This window comes from Aquabacterium sp. (assembly GCF_035476535.1).
In the GTDB taxonomy this organism is placed as follows: Bacteria; Pseudomonadota; Gammaproteobacteria; order Burkholderiales; family Burkholderiaceae_C; genus Pseudaquabacterium.
The window spans coordinates 1-24,522 of the sequence record NZ_DATILJ010000122.1 but is presented as its reverse complement, the minus strand read 5'-3'; the positions used below and the strand labels follow the sequence as shown (position 1 = coordinate 24,522).

Sequence of the window (24,522 nt, the reverse complement as noted above, 5' to 3'; positions counted from 1 at the left end):
TGCCGGCGCGTGTCGATGTCGATCATGTGCCACCAGTTGTTCCAGAACAGCGGCCGGCGGTAGCCGATGACCCAGGGGTGCACCAGGTCGATCTCGATGCGGTGCACATGGAACTTCCACGGCATGTAGGCGATGGCCATGCGCTTGGCTTCGAGGAACAGCGCGTCGCGCTCGGGGCCGTCGGGCAGCGCCTTCATGCGCTCGTACAGGCGGTCGAAGGCCTCGAGCTTGAAGCGCGCCATGTTCTGGCTGCCGATCTCCGGGCTGTACAGGCGGGCCAGCGCGCCTTGGCCGTCGGGCACGTCGGCCGAGGAGCCTAGCGTCCACATCATCAGCTTGCCGGTGCGTGCGGCCTTCAGGTTCTCGGGCCATTGCGCGGTGACGAAGCGCACGCGCAGGCCCACCGCGTCCAGGCACTTCTTCCACAGCTCGTTGAAAGTGCGGTTGCGCTGCTCGGGCTCGGTGGCCATCTCCAGTTCCAGCGGCTGGCCATCGGGCTGCTCACGCCAGCCGTCGCCGTCGCGGTCGACGTAGCCGTACATGTCCAGCAGCGCGCGGGCGCGGGCCGGGTCGTGGTCGCTCATCTCGCTCTTGAAATCCGGGTCGTAGCCGCTGGTGTGCGGCACGATCGGCGATTGCGCGGGCGTCGCGCCGCCGCGGCGGATCAGGCTGATCTCGCGCTGCACGTTGTAGGCCATCGAGATCGCGCGGCGCAGCGCCACCTTCTCCGGCGTGTAGCCGCCGACCAGCGCATGCTCCATGTTGAAGAAGGTCAGCGCGGTGTCGGGGTTGACGATCCGCCAGCCCTGGATGCCCTGCTTCGCGAGGTTGGGCGCGAGCTTGCCGTTGGGCATCGCAGTGACGATGAACTCGCTCGGCACCGGCCCTTGCTTGGCCGCGATGACGTCGAGCCGGCTGTTGAGAAAGCTCAGCCAGCGCGGCTGGCTCTCGTCGATGATCGAGACCTGCACTTCGTCGATGATGGGCAGGCGCTTGCCCTTCAGTTTCGCCAGGATGGCCTGGCCTTCGGCATCGCCCGGCGCGGGCTCGGCGTCGTAGAACACGTCGCGGTACTGCGGGTTGCGCTCCAGCACGATCAAGGAACTGCGCCGCCATTGCTTCAGCCGGAACGGCCCGGTGCCCACCGGGTGCGCGTCGATCTGGTCGCCATAGTGCTCGACCACCTCGCGTGCAATGGCACCGAACAGGTCCGACCAGGCCAGGATTTCGAGCAGGCGCGGCCGCGGCTCGTCGACCTGGAAGCGCACGGTGTAGCGGTCGAGTGCGCGCATGCCCGCGACCTCGCGGTCGTAGTCGAAGGGTTTCTTGGCGGCGAGGGTTTCGTCGCGCAGCGCGTTCATGCCGCTGAAGCCGTTGGCCAGCAGGCCGCCGATCACCGGGCTCTTGTTGGCCGGGTCGAAGGCGCGCTTGATGGCGTAGACGAAGTCCTGGGCCACCACCTCACGTTTCTGGCCCTTGAAGGCCGGGTCGTCGGCGAAGTAGATGCCGGGCTTGACCTTGATGGTCCAGGTCCTGAAGTCGGCCGAGACCTCGGGCAAGCCGTCGGCCAGCAGCGGCACGATCTTGACCGGACGCGCCAGGTGGTCGAAGCGGTACAGCGCTTCGAAGATGTGTGGCGTGATGGTGCGCGAGTAGGTGTCGTTGACCTTGATCGGGTCGAAACTGGTCTCGGCCGCGCTGAAAGCGAGGTGCAGCACCTTCTTCGGCGAGTCGGGCTGGGCCATCGCGCCGGTGAAGGCTGCCAGCGCCAGCAGGCCTGCGCACAGTATTCCGCGCCAAGGGAACTTCATCGGAGCATGTCCTGCGGTAGGGTGGCTCAGTGCGCGGGCCGGCGGCTGTCGTCGATGTCGACGCTGTTCCACCACTCGGTCCAGAACAGCGGGCGGCGGTAGCCGACCACCCAGGGTTGTAGCAGGTCGATCTCGACACGGTGCACATGCTGCTTCCATGGCATGTAGGCCACTGCCAGGCGCTTGGCTTCGAAGAACAGGGCCTCGCGCTCGGGGCCGTCGGGCAGGGCTTGCAGGCGCTCGTAGAGGCGGTCGAAAGCGGGCAGCTTGAAGCGGGCCATGTTCTGACCACCGATCTCGGGGCCGTAGTAGGCGGCCAGGGCGCTCTGGCCGTCGGGCTTGTCGGCCGAGTTGCCGAGCTGCCACATCATCAGGTTGCCGGCGCGCGCGGCCTTCAGGTTCTCGGCCCAGCGCGCGGTGAGAAAGCGGATGCGGATGCCCACCGCGTCCATCATCTTCTTCCACACCTGGTCCAGGTCGCGGCTGCGCTGTTGCGGCTGCGTGCGCATCTCCAGCACCAGCGGCGAGCCGTCAGGCATCTCGCGGTATCCATCGCCATCGCGGTCGACATAGCCGTACAGGTCCAGCAGCGCACGCGCGCGGGCCGGGTCGTAGTCGCTCATCTCGCTCTTGAAGGCCGGGTCGTAGCCCGAGGTGTGCGGCACGATCGGCGATTGCGCACGCACGCCGATGCCGCGGCGCACGATGGTGATCTCACGCTGCACGTCGTAGGCCAGCGAGATGGCGCGGCGCAACGCGATCTTCTCCGGCGTGTAGCCGCCGACGGTAGGGTTCTCCATGTTGAAGAAGGACACGCCCAGATCGGGGTTCACGATGCTGCGCCCGACGATGCCGCGCTTGGCCAGGTTCGGTGCCAGCTTGCCGCCGGGCATGGCCATGTTGACGAATTCGACCGGCACCGCGCCCGTCTGCGTCGCCATCGCGTCGACCTGGCCGTTCAGGAAGCTCAGCCAGCGCGGCTGGCTTTCGTCGATGATCGAGACCTGCACCTCGTCGATCATCGGCAGGCGCCTGCCCTTCAGCCGCTTTAGGATGGCCTGGCCCTCGGCATCGTCTGCAGCCGGCTCGGCCTGGTAGTGCTCTTCGCGGTAGTCGGGGCTGCGTTCGAGCACGATCAGCGAGCTGCGCCGCCACTGCTTCAGCCGGAACGGGCCGGTGCCCACCGGATGCGCGTCGATCTTGTCGCCGTAGAACGCGACCACTTCGCGCGCGATCGCACCGTACAGGTCCGATTGCGCCAGCGTCTCCAACAGCCGCGGGCGCGGCTCGTTCAGCGTGAAGCGGATCGTGTAGCGGTCCAGTGCGCGGATGCCCGGCAGTTCGCGGTCGTAATCGAAGGGCTTGCCGCTCTTGACCGCTTCGTCGTGCGCGATGTTGAAGCCGACAAAGCCGACCGAATCCAGCTCACCCAGGCCCGGGCTCTTGTTGGCGGGGTCGAATACACGCTGGAAGACGTAGACGAAGTCCTGTGCCACCAGCTCGCGCTTTTTGCCCTGGAAGGCGGGGTCGTCGGCGAAGAAGATGCCCCGGCGAAGCCTGACCGTCCAGGTCTTGAAGTCGGCCGAGACCTCCGGCATGGCCTCGGCCAGCAGCGGCCTGATCTTCACCGGCCGCGCCAGCGCATCGTAGGCGTACAGCGCCTCGAAGATGTGCGGCGTGATGGTGCGCGAATACAGGTCGTTGACCTTGACCGGGTCGAAGCTGGTTTCGGCCGAGCTGAAGGCGAAGCGCAGCACCTTGCGTGCTTCGTCGGCATGGCCGGGCGCGGCCCACGGGCTTGCAACGGCCAGCGCCAGCAGGCCCCGGCCAAGCATGCGGCGCAGCAGTTTCATCGCTGGCTCCGGCGCTGGTGTTCGTCCATGTCCACGTCCACATACTTCCAGAAATTGCGCGCGAAGATGTTGCGGTGGTAGCCCTTGACCCACGGGTGCGCCAGGTCGGTGAAGACGCGGTGCACGTGCGCTTTGTAGGGCATGTAGGCCACCAGCAATTTCTTGGCCTGCTCGACCAGCGCGGCGCGCTCGGGGCCGTCGGCCATCGTGCGCTGGCGCTCGTGCAGCGCGTTGTAGGCCGGCAGGTCGAAGCGCGCGTGGTTGGCCTGGCCCTTGTTGGGGCCGTAGCCGAGTTCGAGGAAGGAGTCGGCATCGGGCTGCGTGGCCAACCAGCCCACGCCCCACATCATCAGCTTGCCGCTGCGCGAGGCCTTCAGCTGCTCGGGAAACTTGGCGTACTTGAAGACGATGCGGATGCCGATCGCATCCATGTTCTTCTTCCAGTGCTCGGCCAGCTGGCGCTTTTCCTGGTCCGGCTGGGTTGAATACTCCAGCAGCAGCGGCTGGCCGTCGGGCTGGTCGCGCCAGCCGTCGCCGTCGCGGTCGATGTAGCCGTGCATGTCCAGCAGCGCGTGGGCCTTGGCGCGGTCGAACTCGCTCATCTCGCTCTTGAAAGCCGCGTCGTAGCCCCAGGTGTTGGGGCCGACCGTCGATTGCGCGGGAATGGCCTGGCCACGGCGCACCAGGCGGATCTCGCTGTCGAGATCCACCGCCAGCGCGATGGCGCGGCGCAGTGCCACCTTGGCCGGCGTGTAACCGCCGACCAGCGGGTTCTCCATCGCGAAGTACGAGGCTGAGATGTCGGCGCGCGTGTAGCGCTCCATCGTGATGCCGCGCTTGACCAGGTGCGGCGCCAACTGGTTGTTGGGCAGGGCCTGCGGCGCGAAGTCCACCGGCACTTCATCCATCAGGTCCTGCTCGGTGTTCAGGAAGGCCAGCCAGCGCGGCTGGTTCTCTTCGATGATCGAGACCTCGACGCGCTCGTTCAGCGGCAGCTTGCGGCCCTTGAACTTGGCGGCAATGGCCTGCAGCCGGGCGTTGTCGGCCGGCGGTTGTTCGTCGTACAGCACCTCGCGGTAGTTCGGGTTGCGCTCGAGCACGATCTTCGACGAGCGCACCCACTGCGTCAGCCGGTACGGGCCGGTGCCCACCGGGTGGGCGCCGATCTTGTCGTCGTAGTGCTCGACCACCTCGCGCGCCAGTGCGCCGAGCAGCGCGCCGTCGGCCATCTGGTACAGGAAGCGCGGCTGCGGCTCGCCGAAGCGCAACTGCAGCGTGTAGCGGTCCAGCGCGCGCACGCCTTCAACCTCGGTGTCGTAGTCGAAGGGCTTGTTCGCGGCGATCAGGGCCTTGCGCAGCTCGGACAGGCCCAGCAGCTTGGTGTTCTCCAGCACATAGAGGTTGCCGCTCTTCCAGCGCGGGTCGTAGTGGCGCTTGATGCTGTAGACATAGTCCTGCGCGGTCAGCTCGCGCTTCTTGCCCTGGAACACCGGGTCGTCGGCGAAGTAGATGCCGGGCTGGATGCGCAGCGTGATGGTCTTGAAGTCGGCCGCGACTTCGGGCATCGCCGCGGCGGTATTCGGCCGCACCTGGAAGGGCCGCGCCATGAAGGCGAACTCCAGCGGCGCGTCGAAGATGTTGGCCGCGACGGTGCGTGAATACAGATCGGTGATCTGCGCCGGATCGAACGAGGTCTCGGCGGTGCGGAAGGCATAGCGCAGGGTCTTGGGCGCGGGATTGGCCGCACTGGTGGCGGCCGCACGCACCGGCGCGATGGCGGCGCACAGGGACAGCAACAGACTTGTGGTCAGCGCCAGGAGCAGGGGTCGGCTCATGAATACACAGTCGGCAGAAGCGCCCGGGTGAGGGCGGCCTGCGCAGGGACTTGGTTGGCGAAGCGCCGAGTCTAAGGGCCGCGCGCGGCTTGCCGCATCGGCATTGCCCCGCTGCGGGCCTAGCGCGCCGTCTTGCCGCCGCCGTTGGCCATCGTCAATTCCACGAACGTGGAGCCGTTGCGGGCGTTCGGGCCGTACACCGTCCGGAAGCCTCCGAGATCGATGGTGGCGCCGGACAGTGCATCAATCAGCGCCTCCCGGTTCACCTCGCCCTTGGCGCGCCGCAGGCCTTCCAGCGTGACACCGCCGATCACGCAACCCTCGATGTGCGCATAGCTGATCGGGGCGATGCCCACGGCGCTCAGTGCCGCGGTGCACGACGACACCAGCCGCAGCGCGGTTTGAGTCGGTGCCGGGAACAGCTGGGCGATCACGATGCCGCGGCTTGCCTCGCCGATGGCCGAGTGCAGCGCATCGGCACTGGCCACCGAGATGGTGTAGAACTGCGCCGTGCCGAGGCTGCGGTAGGCCCGCACGAACTCCGCGGCCGGTTGCACCAGCGAGTACAGCACCACCACCTGCGGCGCCTGCTTGCTCAAAGCGGCCGCAGCGGCCTGGGTCTTGGCGGCATCAGCGGAAATCGCGACCGGGCCTACGAAGTCCAGGCCGGCCGCTTGCACCGCCTCTTTGACCATCTGTGCGCCTTGCTGGCCGAACGGGTTGTCGAAGTAGGCCACCGCCACGCGTTGCATCCCCAGCGTGCGCAAGTGGGTGACGATGCGGTTGACTTCGTCGCGGAAGCTCGCCCGCACGTAGAAGCGGGTGGGCTCGAACTCGCGCAGCGCGGGCGCACCCTGCGTCGAGCCGATCAGTGCGACGCGCCGCTCGCGAGCCAGGGGCGTCAGGGCTTGCGTCGACGGAGCGCCGTTGGGCCCGACCAGCGCCACCGCTCCCTCGTCGATCAGGCGACTGGCGTTCTCGACCGCGCGCTGGGGGTCGAAGCCATCGTCCAGCACGACCAGCTTGACCGGGCGCCCGCCGATGCCGCCACTGCGGTTGGCGGCCTCCACTGTCGCCCGCAGGCCATCGGCCACGGGCTTTGCAAAGCCCGCGGCCACCCCGGTGAGGCTGGTGGTTTGACCAATGACAATCGGCGGCTTCGTGGTGTTGCCCTGTGCCTGGGCGGTCGCGAAACCGACCGGTCCACCGGCCATGGCCAGTGCGGCGGCCCAGAAGAGCTTGTGTGCAACGCCCAATCTCGTCTCCTCGTTCCCACGGATTTCTTGTCGCCGGCCAGTGCCTTGATCAGGTGGCCTGTCCGGCGTCGCGTGGGCCGAGGTTAACCGCTGCCAGTGGCTGCTTGGCTTGTGAAAGCGGCATTAGTCATCGCCATCGCCGCTGCCGAACATGCGGCAAGCGCGGGGGCCGGCACGGGGTTTGCGATAGGGGGAAGCGCTGGTGTGGCGGTCCTACACTCGCGCATCCCGAAATTGGGGTGGCTGCGCCATAAGCGTGTGCTGCCCGTGCATGGAGCTTCAGTGTCATGGTGGCCTACCTGATACGACGCCTGTGGCAGATGATCCCCACGCTGATCGGCGTGGTGCTGCTGGTGTTCGTGCTGTTTCACTTCTTCGGCGGAGATCCGGCCGAAATCCTCGGTGGGCTCAACGCCACTGCGGCGCAGGTCGATGCGATCCGCCAGCAGCTGGGGCTCAACGAGCCCTGGTATGTGCAGCTGTGGATCTTCCTGAAGCAGATCGCCACCTTCGAGTGGGGCAAGAGCTGGGCCACCAACGAAGCGGTGAGCCACATGTTCGCCACCCGCATGCCGGCGACGCTGACGGTGATGATCCCGATCCTGGTGATGGACACGCTGCTGGCGATACCGATCGCGCTGGGCGTGGCCTATGTGCGCGGCTCGCTGACCGACCGCATGCTGATGGTCGTGACCACCGTGGCGCTGTCGATCAGCTTCCTGGTCTACATCATCATCGGCCAGTACTTCTTCGGTTTCCAGCTCGGCTGGTTCCCGGTGCAGGGCTGGAGCGATTCGACCTGGACCAACTTGACCACCTATGTGCCGCTGCCGGTGTTCCTGGCGGTGCTGGTGGGCGTCTCGCCGCAGACGCGGCTGTACCGCAGCTTCTTCCTCGATGAGCTGGGCCACGACTACGTGCGCACCGCGCGCGCCAAGGGCCTGAAGGAAGGCACTGTCCTGTTCAAGCATGTGCTGCGCAACGCGATGATCCCGATCCTCACCAACATCGGGCTGGCGCTGCCCGGCATCTTCGTCGGCTCGTTCCTGATTGAGGTCTTTTTCTCGATCCCCGGCCTGGGCCGCGAGGTGCTGCTGGCGGTGAACCGCAGCGACTATCCGGTGATCCAGGCGACGACGGTGTACCTGGCGGTGCTGACGATGTTCATCAACCTGGCGACGGACATCCTCTACAAGGTCGTCGACCCGCGGGTGGTCCTCAAATGAGCGCGGTCTTGAACTCTCCCGCGGTGACGGCCAGTGCCACGCCGCATTCCGAAGGCGTCTGGCATGCCGCCTGGCGGCGCTTCAAGTCCGACCGCGTCGGGCTGACGTCATTGATCATCGTCGTCGCCTTCCTGCTGCTGATCCTGCTGTCGGGCATCGGCCTGGTCGCCAAGGGCTGGGAGAAGGAGGTCGGCGTGCCGAATGCACCACCGCACTTCATCGGCCCGAAGCCGGCCGAGGCCACCGGCGCCATTGCGGTGCCCAAGGGCCCGAACGTGGACCTGTCGTCGGTGGACCCGCTGGCGCCGCGCTACAAGGAATGGGAAGAGCGTGCCGCCAAGCTGAAGACGGCTGACACGGTGAAGGCCGAGACCCTCTCCTTCGGCGCCGACCGGCTGGGCCGCGACGTGCTGTCCAAAGCCATCAAGGGCACGCAGGTGTCGGTGGCGGTGGGCGTGCTGGCCGCGCTGATGGCCACCGTGCTGGGCACCGTGCTCGGTGCGTTGTCGGGCTACTTCGGCGGCAAGGTTGGCGACTTTCTCGAGTGGCTGTACACGGTGTTCACGTCGATCCCCAGCATCCTGCTGATCTTCACGCTGGCGGCGGTGCTGAACCGCGCCGATGCGATCATTCCGCGCGGCATCTGGACCATCGTGATCATCCTCAGCCTGGTCGGCTGGACAGACCTGTATAGACAGGTGCGGGCCGAGTTCATCAAGCACCGCACGCGTGAGTACGTGCGTGCGGCCGAGGCCATCGGTGCCTCGTCCACCTCGCGCATGTTCCGCCACATCCTGCCCAACGTCAGCCACGTGATCCTGGTGCGCATGTCGCTGCTGGTGGTGGGCTTCATCAAGAGCGAAGTGATCCTGTCCTACCTGGGCCTGGGCGTGCCGATCGACCAGGTCAGCTGGGGCACGATGCTGGCCGAATCGCAGGCCGAGCTGATCCTGGGCTACTGGTGGCAACTGGTGGCCGCCACCGCGTTCATGGCGGTGTTCGTCACCGCGTTCTCGCTGATGGCCGATGCCTGGCGCGATGCGCTGGACCCGAAGCTCCGCGGCGCAGATTGAGAGAGACATCCACATGCTGCTGAGCATTCAAGACCTGAAGGTCGCGTTCCGCATGGGCGAGCGTGGCGCCAAGACCTTGGCGCAGGCCGTCAAGGGCGTGAGCTTCGACATTCCCGAGAACGCCACGCTGGCGCTGGTCGGCGAATCGGGCTCGGGCAAGAGCGTCACCGCGATGAGCATGCTGAACCTGCTGCCGGACAACGCCCAGCGCGAAGGCCGTGTGCTCTACAACGGCAAGGACCTGCTGCAGGCCTCGCTGGCCGAATTGCAGGCGCTGCGCGGCCGCGAGATCGCCTGCGTGTTCCAGGACCCGATGAGTTCGCTGAACCCGGTGTTCACCGTCGGCCAGCAGCTGGCCGAACCGCTGATCCGGCACCTGGGCATGAGCCGCCGACAGGCCACGGCGCGGGCCGAGGCGCTGCTCAACGAAGTGGGCATTCCCGAGCCCAAGCGCCGGCTGGGCGCCTATCCGCACGAGATGTCCGGCGGCCAGCAGCAGCGCGTGATGATCGCGATGGCGCTGGCCTGCGAGCCCAAGCTGCTGATCGCCGACGAGCCGACCACCGCGCTGGACGTGACCATCCAGCGCCAGATCATCGAATTGATCGCGAAAATGAAGGACAAGCACCGCATGAGCGTGCTCTTCATTAGCCACGACCTGGGCCTGGTCGGCGAGATTGCCGACCATGTGGTGGTGATGCGCCATGGCATCGTGCGCGAGCAAGGCCCCGTGGCGCAGATCTTCAGCGCGCCGCAGGATGCCTACACCAAGGCGCTGCTGGCCTGCCGGCCGAGCCTGACCGACACGCCCGCGCGGCTGACGGTGATCGACGAGCACATTGCCGGCCAGACCGGCACCGATGTCAGCATCGCGGTGGCCAAACCCAAGGACCCCAACGCACCCGTGGTGCTGCAGGTCAAGTCGCTGGCCAAGAGCTTTTTCCTGCGCGAAGGCCTGTTCGGCAAGCGCGAGTTCCGCGCGGTGAGCGATGTGAACTTCGAGCTGCGCAAGGGCTACACGCTGGGCGTGGTCGGCGAATCCGGCTCGGGCAAGACGACGATGGGCTTGACGCTGCTGCGCCTGCACGAGCCCACCGGCGGCGAGGTGATCTTCGACGGCCGCAACCTGCTGAACCTGAATGCCGCCGAGCGCCAGCTGATGCGCCGGCGCATCCAGATCGTGTTCCAGAACCCGTACGCGTCGCTGAACCCGCGCTTCACGATCGGCCAGACCCTGGTCGAGCCGATGACCATCCATGGCATCGGCGCCAACACCAACGAGCGCGAAGCCCGTGCCCATGCACTGCTGAAGAAGGTGGGTCTGGACCCATCGGCCTTCGGCAAGTACCCGCATGAGTTCTCCGGCGGCCAGCGCCAGCGCGTGGCCATCGCGCGCTGCCTGACGCTGGACCCCGAAGTGCTGGTACTCGACGAAGCGGTCAGCGCGCTCGACGTGTCGGTTCAGGCCCAGGTGCTGAACCTGCTGCGCGACCTGCAGGACGAACTGGGCCTGTCCTATGTCTTCATCAGCCACGATCTCGCCGTGGTGAAGTTCATCAGCGACGAGGTGCTGGTGATGAAGGACGGCGTCGTCGTCGAGCGGGCCGACGCGCAGCAGATCCTGGCGGCGCCGCAGCAGGAGTACACCAAGCGGCTGCTGGGGGCGGTGCCGCGGGGGTGGGTGCCTGCCGCCTGATCGCGTGCGGGATGGTTTGTGCCACCTCTGTATATACTGGGCATATACGATCGATGGAGCCTGCCATGACCGCAACGACCGACTCCCTGCTGCTGAAGTTCCGCGAGAAGGACACTCGCTTCGGTGTGACGCGCAGCACCGTGAAGGCCTTGGCTGGCGAGCTGGACATCACCGAGACCCAGGTGGTGCACATGGCACTGGCCAAGTTTGCCGAGCAGTTGCTGCCTGCTTACGAGGCTGACGACGGCGCGCTGACCGCCAAACAGATCGCGCTGTTGCGCAAGGACGTGCGGAACCGGTTGCCGGTCGGCGAGGTGGTGGAGCGCCAAGACCTGTTCGCATGAGCGGGCAATGGGCGCCGCCAGCGGTGGGTGAGCTGGTTTGGTGCCACTTTCCGGAACTGCCCGATCCAGCGCCCGGACCCATGCCACGACCTGCACTCATCGTCAGCGTCGAGAAGCGGACTGATGGGATCCGCATCAGCGTTGTCTACGGAACGTCACAGCGAACGGATCGCCTGAAGTCCGGCGAGTTCGCGATCCGGCGCGGGACCCACCCGGCCGCCTTCGATCTGGCCGGCCTGTCCTGCGACACGAAGTTCGACTTCAAGGTCGTCGTCGAATTGCCCTGGTCGGAGCGCTACTTCAAGGTGCCGCCGCGCGCCCCGCATGGGCAGTCGCCCAAGCTGGGCACCTTGCATCCTTCGCTGATGCAGGCGGCACGGGCCGCGTTCGAGGCGGCGGCGCAGCGCTGACCCTTTTTCGGCGAGTCCCCTACACCGGCACGATCACGAGGCGCCCGCGCGCCCAATACCCTTGGCGGCGACCTGGAGTTCGCACGACCGTGCTAATCTCTGTCCCATGGAAACCCGGACCGAACGCAGTGGCCTGACCCTGGCCGCCATCGTCGACACCGCCTTGCAGATGGCGGCGAACGATGGGCTGGAGAGCCTGACCATCGGCGAGGTCGCCAAGCGCCTGGGGCTGTCCAAGAGCGGCGTGTTTTCCCGCGTCGGCTCGCGCGAGGCGCTGCAGTGCGCGGTGGTCGACGAATACGACCGGCGCTTCCTGCAGGACGTGTTCGTGCCGGCGATGCGCGAGCCGCGTGGCCTGCCGCGGCTGAACGCCATCATGCAGCTGTGGCTGGCACGGGCCCGCGACATCGAAATACGCCAGGGCTGCATCTACTGCGCCGGTGCCTTCGAGTACGACGACCGCGAAGGCCCGGTGCGCGACCGGCTGCTCGACGGCGTGCTGCGTTTTCGCACCGCGCTCAAGCGCACGGTGATCCAGGCCATCGATGCCGGCCACCTGCGGCCCGACACCGAGGCCGAGCAATTGGTCTTCGAGATGGACGCGCTGTTCACCGGCCTGATGCGTGACGCGCGTTTCCTGCACGATGCCCGCGCGGCCGACCGCGCGTGGACGGCCTGGCAGCGCCTGCTGCAGGCCTCGGTGCCGGCGGCTGGCGCGCCGACAGCTTCTTCTACTTCCCGTCCACGCTGAGCACCCTGAATGCCCGACGTGATCTTGTTGCTGCCTTAATTTCGCACGGTCGTGCGATATCTGCATCCGAAGGCAGCCTGTCTGTTTCCAGGAGAAATCCATGAGCCTGATCATCCTCAGCCTGCTGGTGCTTGCGCTGGTCTGGAACATCGTTCGCCGCCTCTGGCGCCTGTGGTCGTTGCTGCCGCATCGCAATGCCGATTTCGGCCTGGTCGATGGCGACACCGGAGGGCGGCCATGAAGGGGGGTCCTACCGCGAGCGCTGCTGTACCGGCCAACATGGCGGCTTTGGCCGCGGCCAACCCGGCGATCGGCTTTTATGCGTCGCCGGCGGCGCGCCTGCTCGGCGCACTGCTGCGCACGGCTCATCGCTGGTCGCCACGCGCGGCCACGCAGTTGGCGCTGCAGCTGTTCTTCACGCCGCTGCCGTCCAAGCAGCACGCCCGTGCGAAGCCGGTGCCGGCGCCCTGGCAGCCCCAGCGCCGACGCTTCGAGCAGGGCGATCTGGTGACCTGGCAGCGCGGCGACGTGGTGGCCGGCGCGCCGCGCGTGCTGCTGGTGCATGGCTGGGCCGGCGATGCCCAGCAATGGCGCCAGCTGGGCGACCAGTTGGCGGCCGCCGGCTTCGACCCGGTGCTGCTGGACTTGCCGGCCCATGGCCGCAGCGATGGCCGGCGCACGACGCTGCCGCAATGGGTGCGCGCGCTGTTCGCGGTGACGGCCACGCTGGGGCCCTGGCATGCGGTGGTGGGCCACTCGTTGGGCGCGCTGGCCAGCGCTCACGCACTGGCGCGCGGGCTGCCGGCCGGGCGGCTGGTGCTGGTGGCGGCCTCGCCGCCGCCGCGCCTGTTCCTGCGCTGGTTCGCCAGCGGCCTGGGCCCGGGCGAGACGCTGGCGGCGCGCATGCAGGGCCGCATCGAACAGCGTGAAGGCGTGCCGATGCTGCAGTTCGAGCCGGCCTGGCTGGGCCAGCACCTGCGCCAGCCCACGCTGCTGCTGCACGACCGCGAAGACCGCATCGCACCGCTGGCCAGCGCGCAGGCGCTGGCCGCGGCGCTGCAGCCGGGTGGCGTTGCGGGTGGCCTCGCAGGTGGCCTCACGGGCGGCATCGTGATCAGCAGTGGCCTGGGCCACCGGCGCATCTTGTCCGATGCGCCCACGCTCGAGCGTGTGACGCAGTTCCTGCGCGAAGCGGGCTGAACGCCGCACGCCGCCGGGCGGCGGCGGGTTCGGGGAAACCGCCGGCCGGTGGCTTGCCCGGCTTCGTACACTGGGTGCCTCGCATCCCGGGTCTGTCCTCTGCTGCCCATGAAGTTCGTCGCGACCCGTTGGTGTTTGGGCGCACCGGCCTGGAGCCGCGCGAAGCCGTGGGCTGTTGCGGGCGGGCTGATGCTGGGATGGGCCGGCTCGGCCGTCGCGGGCCCGGCCAGCGTGCCGCCGTCGCCCGCGAGCACCGCGCCGCGGCCTGCATCGGATGCCGCGCCCGAGGCCCGGCTGGCGGCGCTGGAGCTGCTGGCCCGCGCGCAGCCGGCGGCGGCTTTGGCGCAGCTGGCGGCCTGGCTGCCGGCCGTGCCCGCAGCGAGCCCGCAGCGGGTGCTGGCGCTGGCCCTGCGCGGCACGCTGCAGGCCCAGCTCGATGACGCCGAAGCCGCCGACCTGACGCTGCGCGAACTCGATGGCCTGCAGTCGCGCGCCGCCGGCGCGGCCGCGGCTGCCGGCCTGGTGCGGGCCGAGCTGGCCGCCAAGAACGGGCCAGCCCGGCGCGCCGAGCGGCTGGCCACCGACGCGTTGGCGCTGCTGCCCGGCGATGCGCTGCCGGCACTGCGCATTCGCCTGCTGCGCGTGCTGGCCCGCGTGAAGGAAGACACTGGCCAGCTCGACGAGGGCGTGCGGCTGCGCCAGCAGATCATCGCGCTGGCCGACCGCCACGGCCCCGGCTGGCGCCGTGCCGAAGCGCGCAGCAGCCTGGCCAGCAGCCTGCATTCGGCCAAGCAGCCCGAGCAGGCGCGCGCGCTGAACCAGGAAGCGCTGGCGATGGCCCGCGCCGAGCAGGATCTGATCACCGAATCCCGCGCGCTGACCACCGAATCCTTCCTGCTCGCCGATGCCGGCGATACCCCCGGCATGCTGCGCGCGATGACGCAGGTGATCGAGCTCACCCGCCGCGCCGGCGCGCGCCACGAAGAAGTGCTGGCGCTGGCCAACATCGCCGACTACTACCTGCGTGCCGGCGACTACGCCACCGCGCTGCGGCTGTCGCAGCAGGCGCTGCCGCTGTCACGCGAACTGGCCGACCCCACCTCCGAATCGGTGGCGCTGGCCAACATCGGCCTGTCGCTGATCTCGCTGCGCCGGCGCGACGAGGGCCTGGACTACATGCGCCAGGCGATGGCCATCGACGAACGCACCGGCGCGCTGACCGGCCTGGCGGAGTTTCAGGAGGAAATGGCGCGCTACCTGGAGCGCGCCGGCTACCTGAAGGACGCGGTCGAGGCCTTCCGCAAACACCGCAAGCTCAGCGACGACGTCTTCCGCCGCGACCAGCAGCAGGCCATCCTTGAGCTGCAGGAGGGCTTCGACAACGAACGGCGGCAACGCGAACTGGCGCTGCTGCAGTTGGAGAACCACCTGAAGCAGGCGCAGCTGCTGACCAGCGAACTGCAGCAGCGCGTGTGGCTGGCCGGCATCACCATCGGCCTGCTGATGCTGGTGGTGGCGGCCCTGCTGCTGCACCGCCTGCGCCGCACCGGCCGGGCGCTGTCCGAAGGCAATGCGCTGCTGCAGACCCAGAGCGAGCGCGACCCGCTGACCCACCTGGCCAACCGCCGCTACCTGCAGCGTGTGATGCAGCCCGACAGCGCTGGCGCCGACCGGGTCTTCGAGGGCTCGCTGCTGCTGATTGACCTGGACCACTTCAAGCGCATCAACGACCGCCATGGCCATGCCGCCGGCGATGCGGTGCTGGTGGAGGTGGCGCGCCGCCTGCGCGCGACCCTGCGCGACGAAGACCTGATCGTGCGCTGGGGCGGCGAGGAATTCCTGGTCGTCGCGCGCGAACTGACGCAGGACCAGTTGCAGGCGCTGGCGCAGCGCCTGCTCACTGCGGTGGGCAGCGCGCCGGTGGAACTGCCCGGCATGGCCGAGGGCGGGGTTGCGGTCAGTGCCTCCATCGGCTACGCCAGCTTCCCGACGGAGCCGACCCGCCTGGCGGTGCACTGGGAGCACGCGCTGGACCTGGTGGACACCGCCCTCTACCTGGCCAAGGCGCATGGCCGCAACCTGGCCTACGGCGTGCGGCTGCTGCATGCGCGCGATGCCAGCGAGCTGGTGCAGATCAGCCGCGGCCTTGAAGCGGCGTGGAGCGAAGGCCGCGTCAAGCTGACCCCGCTGCGCGGCCCGGCGTTGGCGCCAACGCCGACGCTGAGTCCGACTGCGGCCGGCGCCGCCGTGGCCGCGCACGGCCACGAGGCACTGCGATGACGCAGCGCCGGTTCCACGCCGGGCGGGCCGCCTTCGGTGCGCGGCGCGGCGGCCGCGCACCGCTGGTGTGTCCGGCGCGGCTCGGCGGCCTCGTGCGGCTGCTGGGCTGCTCGCTGCTGGTGGTCGTGGCAGCCGCGCAGGCGCAGGAACCCGCCGGCGCGGAGCGGCCTGCCGCCGTGACCGCCGTGACGCCCGCCACGGCTGCAGACGAGCTGGAGGCCCGGCTCGATGTCATCGTGCGCCAGGGCGAAGACCGCATCCCCGCCGCGCTGGGCCAGATCGACACACTCGCCGCGCAGGCCGCGACAGCCGGGCCGGCAGCGCAACGTGCGCTGGCGCTGGCCCGAGCCGAGCTGGCCGCCCGCGGCACCGACGCCGCGCTGGCCACGCGCCAGCGCGCCCTGGCGGTGACAGCCGCGCGGGCGCTCGACGCCGGACTGGCCGCCGCCGACGAGCTCTACCTGCAGGCCCTGCGCGCCGCGCGCGACGACACCGCGATGCTGGCCGAATCCGCCCGGCGCGCGTTGAGCGCCTACGAAGCCTCTTGCAAGACCGCGGCGCCACCGCCGGCGACATCTGCCGCCGCGGCCACGGCGACGGCCGCCTCCGCCACGGCTACCACCCCCGCCGCGCCGGCCGCGGCGCCCGCCTGTGAATACCGCCGCCGCTGGCGCCTGCAGCAGCAACTGGCCAACCAGGCCCGGCTGCAACATGCCGCGGGCGCGGCGCGCGGCCATGCCCGTGCCGCGCTGAACCTGGCCCTGGCCGGCAGCGACAGCTGGCGCCAGGCCTGGAGCGAAACCGAACTGGCGATGGTGGCGAACCAGGACCACGAGCTGGAGCGTGCGCAGCAGCACCTGGCGCAGGCGCAGCAGATCGCGGCCCGCCATGACGATCCGCGCCTGGCCGCCCGCCTGCTGTTCACCGAAGCCAGTCTGGCGGCCGACCGGGGCGACGGCGATCGCGCCCAGCAGGCGCTGCAGCAGGCCCTGCTAGCGGCCCGCCAGGCCTCGTCGCCGCGGCTCGAGGCGCAGGCCTGGAACAACCTGAGCGACCGCGCGCTCTACACCGGCCGCCCGGCGGACGCACTGAGCGCCGCGCTGCAGGGCCAGGCGCTGGCCGCGCCGCTGCAGCTGCCGCACATCGAGCGCGTGCTGCGCAACAACGCGATGCTGGCCCGCGTCGCGCTGGGCCGGCAGGCCGAGGCGCGGCGTGACTTCGAGGCCTTGCAGGCCGCCTGGGCCGCCGACGGCGCCACCGGTATGCAGGTGACCTCGCTGCGCGAGTACAGCGACGCCTTGGCCCAGGCCGGCGAGCTGAAGGCTGCGCTGGAGATGCACCACCGCGAACGCGCGCTGACCGAAGCGCTGATGGCCGCCAACCGCGACGCCGCGCTGGCCGAGCTGCGTACGCGTTATGACCGCGAGGCGCAGCAGCGCAACATCCTGCAGCTGGAGCGTGACAACGCGCTGAAGAGCGCCGAGCTGGCCAACCGCGGCCTGTCGCGCAAGCTGTGGGCCCTGGGCGCCGGCGTGCTGGCGCTGGCCATGACGCTGCTGCTGCTGCTGGTGCGCCGCGTGCGCGAAACCAACCGCCGGCTCGAACGCAGCCACGCCAGCCTGCGCGTGGCCAGCGAGCGGGACGCGCTGACGGGCCTGGCCAACCGGCGTCACTTCCAGGCCGTGCTGCAAGCCGAGAACCAGCAGGCCGAGTTCAACGGCGCGCTGCTGATGGTCGACATCGACCACTTCAAGCGCATCAACGACGAGCATGGCCATGCCGTCGGCGACAGCGTGCTGGTGGAGGTGGCGCGCCGCGTCGCCGCCGCGGTGCGCGGCAAGGACACCGTGGCCCGCTGGGGCGGCGAGGAATTCCTGGTGCTGGCCCCCGGCCTGCAGCGCCAGGACACCGATGCGCTGGCCCAGCGCCTGCTGCAGGCGGTGGCCGGCGCGCCGGTGGTGCTGCCCACCGGCGTGCCGCTGCGCGTGACGGTGTCGATCGGTCACGCGGTGTTTCCGCTGCCGCCGCACCAGGTGCGGCTGAACCCGGAGCAGGCGCTGAACCTGGTCGACATGGCGCTCTACACCGCCAAGAGCCAGGGCCGCAACCGCGCGGTGGGCATCGTGCAGGCCGATGCCGCCGATGCCGAAGGCCTGCGCCAGCTGGAAGGCGACTTCGAGCGTGCCTGGCGCGAAGGCCAGGTGAGCCTGCGCATCGACACCGGCCCGGTCGCCGAAACCGGCCGCAGCCGGCCGGTCGATCTGGATTCACAACAACCGAAGGAGACTCACGTATGAACGTTTCGCGCCGACACGTCATGCCGCTGCTGTTGGCCACCGGCATCGCCGGCCCGCTGATCGCTAGCGCCCAAACACCGTGGCCCAACAAACCGGTGCGCATCGTCGTGCCCTTCGCCGCCGGCGGCACCACCGACATCCTGGCGCGTGCCCTGGCGCCCGAGCTGCAGAAGGCTTTCGGCCAGCCCTTCATCGTCGACAACAAGCCCGGCGGCGGCGGCAACACCGGCGCGGCCGAGGTGGCCAAGGCGGCACCGGACGGTCACACGCTGCTGATGGGCACGGTGGGCACGCATGCCATCAACGCGGCGCTGTACCCGAAGATGCCTTTCGATCCGGTGAAGGACTTCGTGCCGGTCACGCTGGTGGCCGGCGTGCCCAACGTGCTGGTGCTGAACCCGGCGATGGCGCAGAAGTACAACATCAATACGGTGGAAGACCTGGCCAAGGCGGCCAAGGCCCACCCCGGCCGCTTCAACATGGCCAGCTCGGGCAACGGCACGTCGATCCACCTGGCCGGCGAGCTGTTCAAGAGCATGACCGGCAGCTTCATGGTCCACGTGCCCTACCGCGGCTCCGGTCCGGCGCTGATCGACCTGATGGGCGGCAGCATGGACCTGATGTTCGACAACCTGCCCTCGGCGATGCCGCAGATCAAGGCCGGCAAGCTGAAGGCGCTGGCAGTGACCAGCGGCACGCGCTCGCCGGCCATGCCCGAGCTGCCGACGGTCGAGGAAGCCGGCGGCAAGGCCTTGAAGGGTTATGAAGCCAGTTCCTGGTTCGGCCTGCTGGCGCCGGCTGGCACGCCGGCCGACATCGTCACCCGCGTGCAGCAGGAAACCGCCAAGGCGCTGGGCAGCCCGGCGCTGAAAGAGCGCTTGCAGGCCCAGGGCGCGATCCCCAGCGGCAACACCAGCGCCGAGTTCGCCAAGTTCATGGCCGCCGAAACCGCCAAGTGGGCCAAGGTGGTCAAGGCGTCCGGCGCGAAGGTGGATTGAGCGCCTGCCATCGCAACATCCACGCCTCGAACTCGGCCACCGGCAGTGGCTTGCTCATGTGAAAGCCCTGCGCATCGTCGCAGTGCAGGCTGCGCAGGTGCTCGAGGATCGCGGCGTTCTCCACGCCTTCGGCCACCACCGTGAGGCCCAGGTTGTGCGCCAGGTCGATGGTCGAGCGCACGATGGTGGCGGCGCCGGGCTCGTTGACCATCGCCATCACGAAGGCCTTGTCGATTTTCAGCTCGTTGACCGGCAGGCGCTGCAGGTAGGCCAGCGATGAGTAGCCGGTGCCGTAGTCATCGATCGACAGCTTGAAGCCGCGTTCGGCCAGGCGGTTCAGCGTGGCTTCGGCGCGCTCGGGGTCGTCCATGATCGCGCTCTCGGTGATCTCCAGGCAGAAGGCCTGGGCCACCGCGCCGTGACGCTGCAGCAAGGTGTCCAGCTTGGCCGGCAGTTCATGGTCCAGCAGGTCGCGGGTGGACAGGTTGACCGAAATGCGCGCTATGCCCAGGCGCTGCAGCTCGGCCTGGTAGCGCGCCGTCTCCTCGAAGATCCACAGCGTGATGCGGCGGATGAAGCCGGTGCGCTCGGCAAACGGGATGAACTGCAGCGGCGGCACCAGCCCGCGCTGCGGATGTTGCCAGCGCACCAGCGCTTCGGCGCCGGTGGCGCGGCCGCTGCTCAGCGCGATCTTGGGCTGCAGGTACAGCCGCAGTTCGTCGTGTTCGAGCGCATGGCGCAACTCGCTCAGCAGCGACAGCGTCAGCGCGCTGGCGGTGTCGATCGCCGGGTCGTAGACCTGGGCGCCGCCGGTGTGCGCCTTGGCCGCGTACATCGCCACTTCGGCGCGGATCAGCAGCGCATCGGCATCGGCCGCATGTTCGGGCCAGCAGGCGATGCCGACGCCGGCGCTCAGGTCCACGGCCTGGTCGATCAGGGTCAGCGGCGCCTCGAAGGCGAGCAGCAGCTGCTCGGCCAGCGCGCTGGCGGCCCGGGCATCGGCGCCCGGCAGCAGCAGCGCAAATTCGTCGCCGCCCAGCCGGGCCAGCAGGTCGCCGGCGCTGACCGGGTTGCCGCCGGCCAGCGCGGCGCGCTGCGCCGCCTGCGACTGCATGGCCTGCTGCAGCCGCTCGGCCACGCCCTTGAGCAGGCTGTCGCCACTGGCATAGCCCAGCGCGTCGTTGACGTTCTTGAAGCGGTCCAGGTCCAGCATCAGCACGGCGATGTGCTCGTGTGCGGCGTTCGAGCGCGCGATCGCGGCGCGCACCGCGTCGCGGAACTGCACGCGGTTGGGCAGGCCGGTCAGGCGGTCCCAGTAGGCCAGGAGGCGGATCTCGCCCTGTTGCGCGGCGATGTTCACGCGCATGTGGTCGAAGGCCTTGGCCAGTTCGCCGATCTCGTCGCGGCGGTGGGTGTGTTCCAGCGGCGCGTCGTAGTCGCCGCGCCCCAGCCGTTCGCTGGCACGCGCCAGCGAACGCAGCGGCTGCGTCACACGCCGTGCCGTCAAGATGCTGCCCAGCGCGAACAGCAGCAGGCCGATCAGCGTCAGCGCGGCCAGCGTGAGTTGCAGGCTGCGGAAGGGCTCGATTGCGCGTGCCAGCGAACTGGTCAGCATCGCTCTGATCCGCGGGCCGTCCCCGGCGGTCAGCGCGACGCTGCGCACCAGGTGCGGCGTGCCGTCGATCAGCAGCTGGCCCTCGGCCGGCGCGGCGGCGAGCGTCTGCTGCAGCGCCGTGGCCTGCGCCGGCGCCAGGCTGCTCAGCAGCACGCGCGGCGCAGCACTCGCCGGCTGCAGCACCAGCGTGGCATCGAGGCCGCTGAGCGCATGCATGTCTTCGGCCAGCGTGGCATCGAGCGCAAAACCCATCACGACGAAGCCGACCAGCAGCGGCGACTTCATCGGCACCATCACGAACTGGTAGGGCCGCTGGCCGACGGCGGCCACCGCGCTGGTGCGCCTGGCCAGCTGCGGCGCCAGTGCGGCCAGCACCGGCAGCAGCGCGCTGTCGCTGGCGTCCGAGGTGGCCACCAGCTTCAGCTCGGTGTCCAGGAAGGCGGCCACCGAGGCATCGATGCGCGCGCCATGGTTGTCCAGTGCCGAGACGATGGTGGGGTTGTCATGCGTGCCCACTGCCTCGCGGAAGGCGTAGTCGGCGGCCAGCACCGCGGCGCCCTGCGCCAGCTGGGTGGCGCGCTGCTCCAGCAGGCGCTGCCAGATGCGCTCGCCCACGGTGAGCTGCTCGGCCAGCTGCGACCGGGCGTTGCGCTCGATGGTGGTGTGGATCACGCCAAAGCCCACCAACTGCACGGCCAGCAGCAGCAAGACCGACAGCATCGCCATGCGGCTGGACAGCCGCATGGCGTCGAAGCGCCACCAGGGCGCGCGCGCGGTCGGGTGGCCTGCCACGCGATCTGTTGCCCGGCCCGTCACGGTTTGGCGCCGGCCAGCTGCAGGCTGGCCTTTTCGGCGGTGCCGCCGATGCCGATGGTCAGCGCCTGTTCGACCGCCGCGGCCCCGGCCGGCAGGCTGGCGTGCCAGCCGCGCAGCTTGTAGGAGCCGGGTGGCAGGTCGGGCAGCGTCAGCCTGCCGTCGGCGCCGGTCTGGCCATGGTAGGGCGTGTCGACCACCACCACCCAGGCCACCATGCTGTCGTGGATGTTGCAGCCGAGCACGGCGATGCCGGCCTTGTCGAACACCACCGGGCTGGCCGGCGTGCCGACATAGAGCTTGATCTCGAAGGGCTTCACCGGCGAGAACGAATAGACGTGGTGACGCACCGTATCACGGTTAGGGAAGTTCACCGCACTGCCCACCGGCACGATGCTGACCTGCGGCACGAACTGCCGGCCGACCTGCGCGATCTCGATCCCGGCGGTCGGCTTCAGCGCCGCGCGGGCTTGCGGCGATTCAACGAACACCACCGCGCCGGGCAGCGGTTTGCCGGCGGCGTTGGTGACCAGCACCTCCAGCGGTGCCGCGCCCGCCGGCAGGCTGGCCAGCAGCGCCAAGGCGAAGGTGGACGCCAAGGTCGCACGCTTCAGCGGCACCGAGTGCAAAGTCATGGAATGATGGCCAGGCCTTGCAGCGGCCCGCCGCCGGCGATGGTGCCCAGCAGCGTGGCCGCGCCGCTGGCCAGGTCCACCCGGTACAGCCGTGTGCGGCCTGCGCTGCGCAGCGCGGCCAGCGCGGTGTTGTCGACATCGGCGATGTCGAACGAGGCATCCTGGAGCGGCCCGGTGCCCAGCGCGCCGACGGTGAACAGCCGCCCGCTGTTGGGCGAGACCACCGGCGCCAGGCCTTCGGCCGAGCCTTGCGTCAGCAGCGCGCCGAGGCCGGCATCGATGGCGTAGTTGGTGGTGAGCTTGTCGTCGCGCTGGTTGTAGGTGTAGGCCGCGGCCACCAAGCGCGGCGTGCGGCCGGTGTTCACGTCGCCGGGCGCGAACTGCAGCTCGGCATCGGGCTGCAGGCCGTCGCGGGTCGGGTCGCCGTCGATTGCCGCACCGGTGTCGGGGTGCAGCCGCAGGCTCTGGCCGCGGTCGCTGACGACGCGAAGGCGGTCGGCCACCGGGTTGACGTCGACACCGAACTGCTGGCCGTTCAGCGCCAGCGCGATCGGTGCGCCGACGGCGCTGAGCTGGCCGTTGCTTGCATCCAGCGTGTAGAGCTGGCCGCGCGAGGACAGCGTGTACAGCACGCCGCGCGAGACGCGGAAGTCCAGGCCCAGCAGCTGCTCGCCTGCAGGCAAGCCGATCACCGGTTTGCGTTCCTGCAGATCCTGCGGCCGGCTGGCGCTGAAGCGGATCAGCTCACCGCCCGGGGTCAGGCCCAGCAAGGTCTGGCGCAGCGCATTCGGCGGCGGTTCGTCCATCGAGGCGCAGGCGCCCAGCAGCAGGGCGCCGGTGGCCGCGCCCAGCCAGCGGTGGGCCGGGTGCCGCGCTGCGCCGGGCTCAGCCGCCCGCGCCGGCGATGAGGCCACCGCCGAGGCAGACGTCGCCGTCGTACAGCACGGCGGACTGGCCCGGCGTGACGGCCCACTGCGGCTGCTCGAAGCGCAAGCCGAAGCCGGCGTCACCGGATTCGTAACGGCAAGCGGCATCGGCCTGGCGGTAACGCGTCTTGGCGGCATAAACACCTGGCACCGGCGCGTGGCCGGCAACCCAGCTGGTGGCATCGGCCGTGAGCGTAGCCGATTGCAGCCAGGGATGGTCGTGCCCCTGCACCACCACGAGCACATTGCGTGAAAGATCCTTGCGTGCGACGAACCAGGGTGCGTGGTCCCCCGCGCCACGGACGGCCCCGCGCTCCTTGACACCGCCGATGCCCAGCCCTTGGCGCTGGCCCAGCGTGTAGAACGACAGCCCGACGTGCCGGCCCAGCGTGCGGCCACGATCGTCCTGGATCGGCCCGGGTTCGTGGCTCAGGTAGCGGTTGAGGAACTCGCGGAACGGCCGCTCGCCGATGAAGCAGATGCCGGTCGAATCCTTCTTCTTCGCGTTCGGCAGGCCAATCTCTTCGGCGATCTGGCGCACCGCCGTCTTCTTCAGCTCGCCGATCGGGAACAGCGTCTTCGCCAGCTGGGCCTGCGTCAGCCGGTGCAGGAAATAGCTCTGGTCCTTCGCGGGGTCCAGGCCCTTCAGCAGTTGGTGTTCACCATCGACCTGCCGCAGCCTCGCGTAGTGCCCGGTGGCAATCTTCTCGGCGCCCAGCCGCATCGCATGGTCGAGAAAGGCCTTGAACTTGATCTCGGCATTGCACAGCACATCGGGGTTCGGCGTGCGGCCGGCCTGGTATTCGCGCAGGAACTCGGCGAACACGCGGTCCTTGTACTCGGCGGCGAAGTTGACATGCTCGACCTCGATGCCGATGACATCGGCCACCGCCGCGGCATCGACGAAATCGACGTTCGACGAGCAGTATTCGCTGTCGTCGTCGTCTTCCCAGTTCTTCATGAAGATGCCGACGACCTCGTGCCCCTGGCGCTTCAGCAACCAGGCCGTGACGGCCGAATCGACGCCGCCGGAGAGGCCGACGACGATGCGTTGAGGGCTCATCATGTCAATTTTAGGTGGCGTGGGCAGGACCCCTCGCCTGTCGCTGGATTGGCGGGCAAGCACCTGCGAGACATCCGCGAGACATCCGACCCTCCGGCCGCGGCGCGGCGCGGCGCTGCGCTGTGCGACGATCGCTCCCCCCAACTTCGAGGAAGCCCACGCATGGTCCGGAACCTCCGCTTGCTGCGCCACTCCCTGCCCGGCCTGGCGACCGCCGCGGCATTGGCGCTGCCAGGCCCGACGGCACAGGCCGCCGACGAGGCGCCAACCTGGTATCTGAGCGGTGCCCGCATCCTGGTCGCGCCCGATGCCGCAGCGGTGATCGACGGCGTGGTGCTGGGCCGCGGCGGCAAGATCGTCGCAGTCGGCCCGAAGGGCGCGCTGGCCATTCCCGCCGACGCACGCGAGCTCGGCTGCGCCGGCGGCGTGGTCGCCGCGGG

At 69.3% G+C, this 24,522-nt stretch carries 20 protein-coding genes; 12 read left to right on the top strand and 8 right to left on the bottom strand.

Translation table 11 applies throughout. The features are described 5' to 3' along the window. The 4 genes from VLK61_RS12385 to VLK61_RS12370 form a co-directional block, all read right to left on the bottom strand. On the bottom strand, positions 1-1,811 hold a 1,811-nt coding region (locus VLK61_RS12385), incomplete at its 3' end, for an ABC transporter substrate-binding protein (protein WP_325421569.1). A gap of 26 nt (positions 1,812-1,837) precedes the next feature. Beyond that, positions 1,838-3,664 (bottom strand): ABC transporter substrate-binding protein, encoded by a 1,827-nt coding sequence (locus VLK61_RS12380; RefSeq protein ID WP_325421567.1) that lies wholly within the window; start codon positions 3,662-3,664, stop codon positions 1,838-1,840. Then, a complete protein-coding gene (locus tag VLK61_RS12375) occupies positions 3,661-5,499 on the bottom strand; it encodes an ABC transporter substrate-binding protein (protein WP_325421565.1) in 1,839 nt (612 codons plus the stop codon). The genes VLK61_RS12380 and VLK61_RS12375 overlap by 4 nt, the downstream gene beginning before the upstream one ends. 119 nt (positions 5,500-5,618) lie before the next feature. Continuing rightward, the gene (locus VLK61_RS12370; protein ID WP_325421563.1) at positions 5,619-6,755 is read right to left on the bottom strand and encodes an ABC transporter substrate-binding protein; all 1,137 of its coding nucleotides are present in this window, start codon (positions 6,753-6,755) and stop codon (positions 5,619-5,621) included. Between the two features lie 287 nt (positions 6,756-7,042). Between VLK61_RS12370 and VLK61_RS12365 the strand changes: the two genes are divergently transcribed. The 11 genes from VLK61_RS12365 to VLK61_RS12315 all read left to right on the top strand — a co-directional run bounded on the left by VLK61_RS12365 (position 7,043) and on the right by VLK61_RS12315 (position 19,030). Then, positions 7,043-7,981, top strand: coding sequence for an ABC transporter permease (locus VLK61_RS12365; RefSeq protein WP_325421561.1), 939 nt, complete (start codon positions 7,043-7,045; stop codon positions 7,979-7,981). 8 nt (positions 7,982-7,989) lie between these two features. Beyond that, the gene (locus tag VLK61_RS12360; RefSeq protein WP_325421559.1) at positions 7,990-9,054 is read left to right on the top strand and encodes an ABC transporter permease; all 1,065 of its coding nucleotides are present in this window, start codon (positions 7,990-7,992) and stop codon (positions 9,052-9,054) included. Positions 9,055-9,067: 13 nt separating this feature from the next. Further along, positions 9,068-10,750: an ABC transporter ATP-binding protein gene (locus tag VLK61_RS12355; RefSeq protein ID WP_325421557.1), complete on the top strand. Its 1,683-nt coding sequence runs from the start codon at positions 9,068-9,070 to the stop codon at positions 10,748-10,750. A 65-nt stretch (positions 10,751-10,815) separates the two neighbouring features. Further along, complete coding sequence (locus VLK61_RS12350; RefSeq protein WP_325421556.1) at positions 10,816-11,094, top strand: hypothetical protein; 279 nt, start codon at positions 10,816-10,818, stop codon at positions 11,092-11,094. Between the two features lie 80 nt (positions 11,095-11,174). Beyond that, positions 11,175-11,504, top strand: a complete 330-nt coding sequence (locus tag VLK61_RS12345; protein WP_325421554.1) for a hypothetical protein — start codon at positions 11,175-11,177, stop codon at positions 11,502-11,504. 106 nt (positions 11,505-11,610) lie between these two features. Then, complete coding sequence (locus VLK61_RS12340; protein ID WP_325421552.1) at positions 11,611-12,255, top strand: TetR/AcrR family transcriptional regulator; 645 nt, start codon at positions 11,611-11,613, stop codon at positions 12,253-12,255. A gap of 100 nt (positions 12,256-12,355) precedes the next feature. Next, positions 12,356-12,496 carry a hypothetical protein gene (locus VLK61_RS12335; protein WP_325421549.1) on the top strand — a complete coding sequence of 47 codons (141 nt, stop codon included), beginning with the start codon at positions 12,356-12,358 and terminating at the stop codon, positions 12,494-12,496. Next, positions 12,493-13,455: an alpha/beta fold hydrolase gene (locus VLK61_RS12330; RefSeq protein ID WP_325421547.1), complete on the top strand. Its 963-nt coding sequence runs from the start codon at positions 12,493-12,495 to the stop codon at positions 13,453-13,455. The genes VLK61_RS12335 and VLK61_RS12330 overlap by 4 nt, the downstream gene beginning before the upstream one ends. Positions 13,456-13,644: 189 nt before the next feature. After that, on the top strand, positions 13,645-15,735 hold the full coding sequence (locus VLK61_RS12325) for a diguanylate cyclase (RefSeq protein WP_325421544.1): 2,091 nt from the start codon (positions 13,645-13,647) through the stop codon (positions 15,733-15,735). Then, entirely contained in the window at positions 15,732-18,032 is a 2,301-nt protein-coding gene (locus tag VLK61_RS12320; RefSeq protein ID WP_325421542.1) for a GGDEF domain-containing protein, read from the top strand. Before VLK61_RS12325 ends, VLK61_RS12320 begins: the two co-directional genes overlap by 4 nt. A 20-nt stretch (positions 18,033-18,052) precedes the next feature. Continuing rightward, positions 18,053-19,030 (top strand): Bug family tripartite tricarboxylate transporter substrate binding protein, encoded by a 978-nt coding sequence (locus tag VLK61_RS12315; RefSeq protein WP_325421540.1) that lies wholly within the window; start codon positions 18,053-18,055, stop codon positions 19,028-19,030. Here the strand turns inward: VLK61_RS12315 and VLK61_RS12310 are convergent. The 4 genes from VLK61_RS12310 to mnmA are packed head-to-tail and all read right to left on the bottom strand — an operon-like array spanning position 19,002 to position 24,082. Continuing rightward, complete coding sequence (locus tag VLK61_RS12310) at positions 19,002-21,437, bottom strand: putative bifunctional diguanylate cyclase/phosphodiesterase (protein ID WP_325421538.1); 2,436 nt, start codon at positions 21,435-21,437, stop codon at positions 19,002-19,004. The genes VLK61_RS12315 and VLK61_RS12310 overlap by 29 nt on opposite strands. Positions 21,438-21,457: 20 nt before the next feature. Next, positions 21,458-22,093 (bottom strand): methylamine utilization protein, encoded by a 636-nt coding sequence (locus VLK61_RS12305; RefSeq protein WP_325421536.1) that lies wholly within the window; start codon positions 22,091-22,093, stop codon positions 21,458-21,460. Further along, a complete protein-coding gene (locus VLK61_RS12300) occupies positions 22,090-23,007 on the bottom strand; it encodes a DUF4394 domain-containing protein (protein ID WP_325421534.1) in 918 nt (305 codons plus the stop codon). Before VLK61_RS12300 ends, VLK61_RS12305 begins: the two co-directional genes overlap by 4 nt. Next, on the bottom strand, positions 22,979-24,082 hold the full coding sequence (gene mnmA, locus VLK61_RS12295) for a tRNA 2-thiouridine(34) synthase MnmA (RefSeq protein WP_325421532.1): 1,104 nt from the start codon (positions 24,080-24,082) through the stop codon (positions 22,979-22,981). The genes VLK61_RS12300 and mnmA overlap by 29 nt, the downstream gene beginning before the upstream one ends. Before the next feature lie 162 nt (positions 24,083-24,244). On the opposite strand from mnmA, the gene VLK61_RS12290 reads away from it, so the two are divergent. Next, on the top strand, positions 24,245-24,522 hold a 278-nt coding region (locus tag VLK61_RS12290), incomplete at its 3' end, for a hypothetical protein (RefSeq protein WP_325421530.1).

Excerpts from the sequence above, each read along its gene's own strand:
- VLK61_RS12380 (WP_325421567.1), bottom strand. The coding sequence starts at position 3,664 with ATGAAACTGCTGCGCCGCATGCTTGGCCGGGGCCTGCTGGCGCTGGCC.
- VLK61_RS12375 (WP_325421565.1), bottom strand. The coding sequence starts at position 5,499 with ATGAGCCGACCCCTGCTCCTGGCGCTGACCACAAGTCTGTTGCTGTCC.
- VLK61_RS12365 (WP_325421561.1), top strand. The coding sequence starts at position 7,043 with ATGGTGGCCTACCTGATACGACGCCTGTGGCAGATGATCCCCACGCTG.
- VLK61_RS12355 (WP_325421557.1), top strand. The coding sequence starts at position 9,068 with ATGCTGCTGAGCATTCAAGACCTGAAGGTCGCGTTCCGCATGGGCGAG.
- VLK61_RS12350 (WP_325421556.1), top strand. The coding sequence starts at position 10,816 with ATGACCGCAACGACCGACTCCCTGCTGCTGAAGTTCCGCGAGAAGGAC.
- VLK61_RS12345 (WP_325421554.1), top strand. The coding sequence starts at position 11,175 with ATGCCACGACCTGCACTCATCGTCAGCGTCGAGAAGCGGACTGATGGG.
- VLK61_RS12340 (WP_325421552.1), top strand. The coding sequence starts at position 11,611 with ATGGAAACCCGGACCGAACGCAGTGGCCTGACCCTGGCCGCCATCGTC.
- VLK61_RS12335 (WP_325421549.1), top strand. The coding sequence starts at position 12,356 with ATGAGCCTGATCATCCTCAGCCTGCTGGTGCTTGCGCTGGTCTGGAAC.
- VLK61_RS12330 (WP_325421547.1), top strand. The coding sequence starts at position 12,493 with ATGAAGGGGGGTCCTACCGCGAGCGCTGCTGTACCGGCCAACATGGCG.
- VLK61_RS12325 (WP_325421544.1), top strand. The coding sequence starts at position 13,645 with ATGCTGGGATGGGCCGGCTCGGCCGTCGCGGGCCCGGCCAGCGTGCCG.
- VLK61_RS12320 (WP_325421542.1), top strand. The coding sequence starts at position 15,732 with ATGACGCAGCGCCGGTTCCACGCCGGGCGGGCCGCCTTCGGTGCGCGG.
- VLK61_RS12315 (WP_325421540.1), top strand. The coding sequence starts at position 18,053 with ATGCCGCTGCTGTTGGCCACCGGCATCGCCGGCCCGCTGATCGCTAGC.
- VLK61_RS12305 (WP_325421536.1), bottom strand. The coding sequence starts at position 22,093 with ATGACTTTGCACTCGGTGCCGCTGAAGCGTGCGACCTTGGCGTCCACC.
- mnmA (WP_325421532.1), bottom strand. The coding sequence starts at position 24,082 with ATGAGCCCTCAACGCATCGTCGTCGGCCTCTCCGGCGGCGTCGATTCG.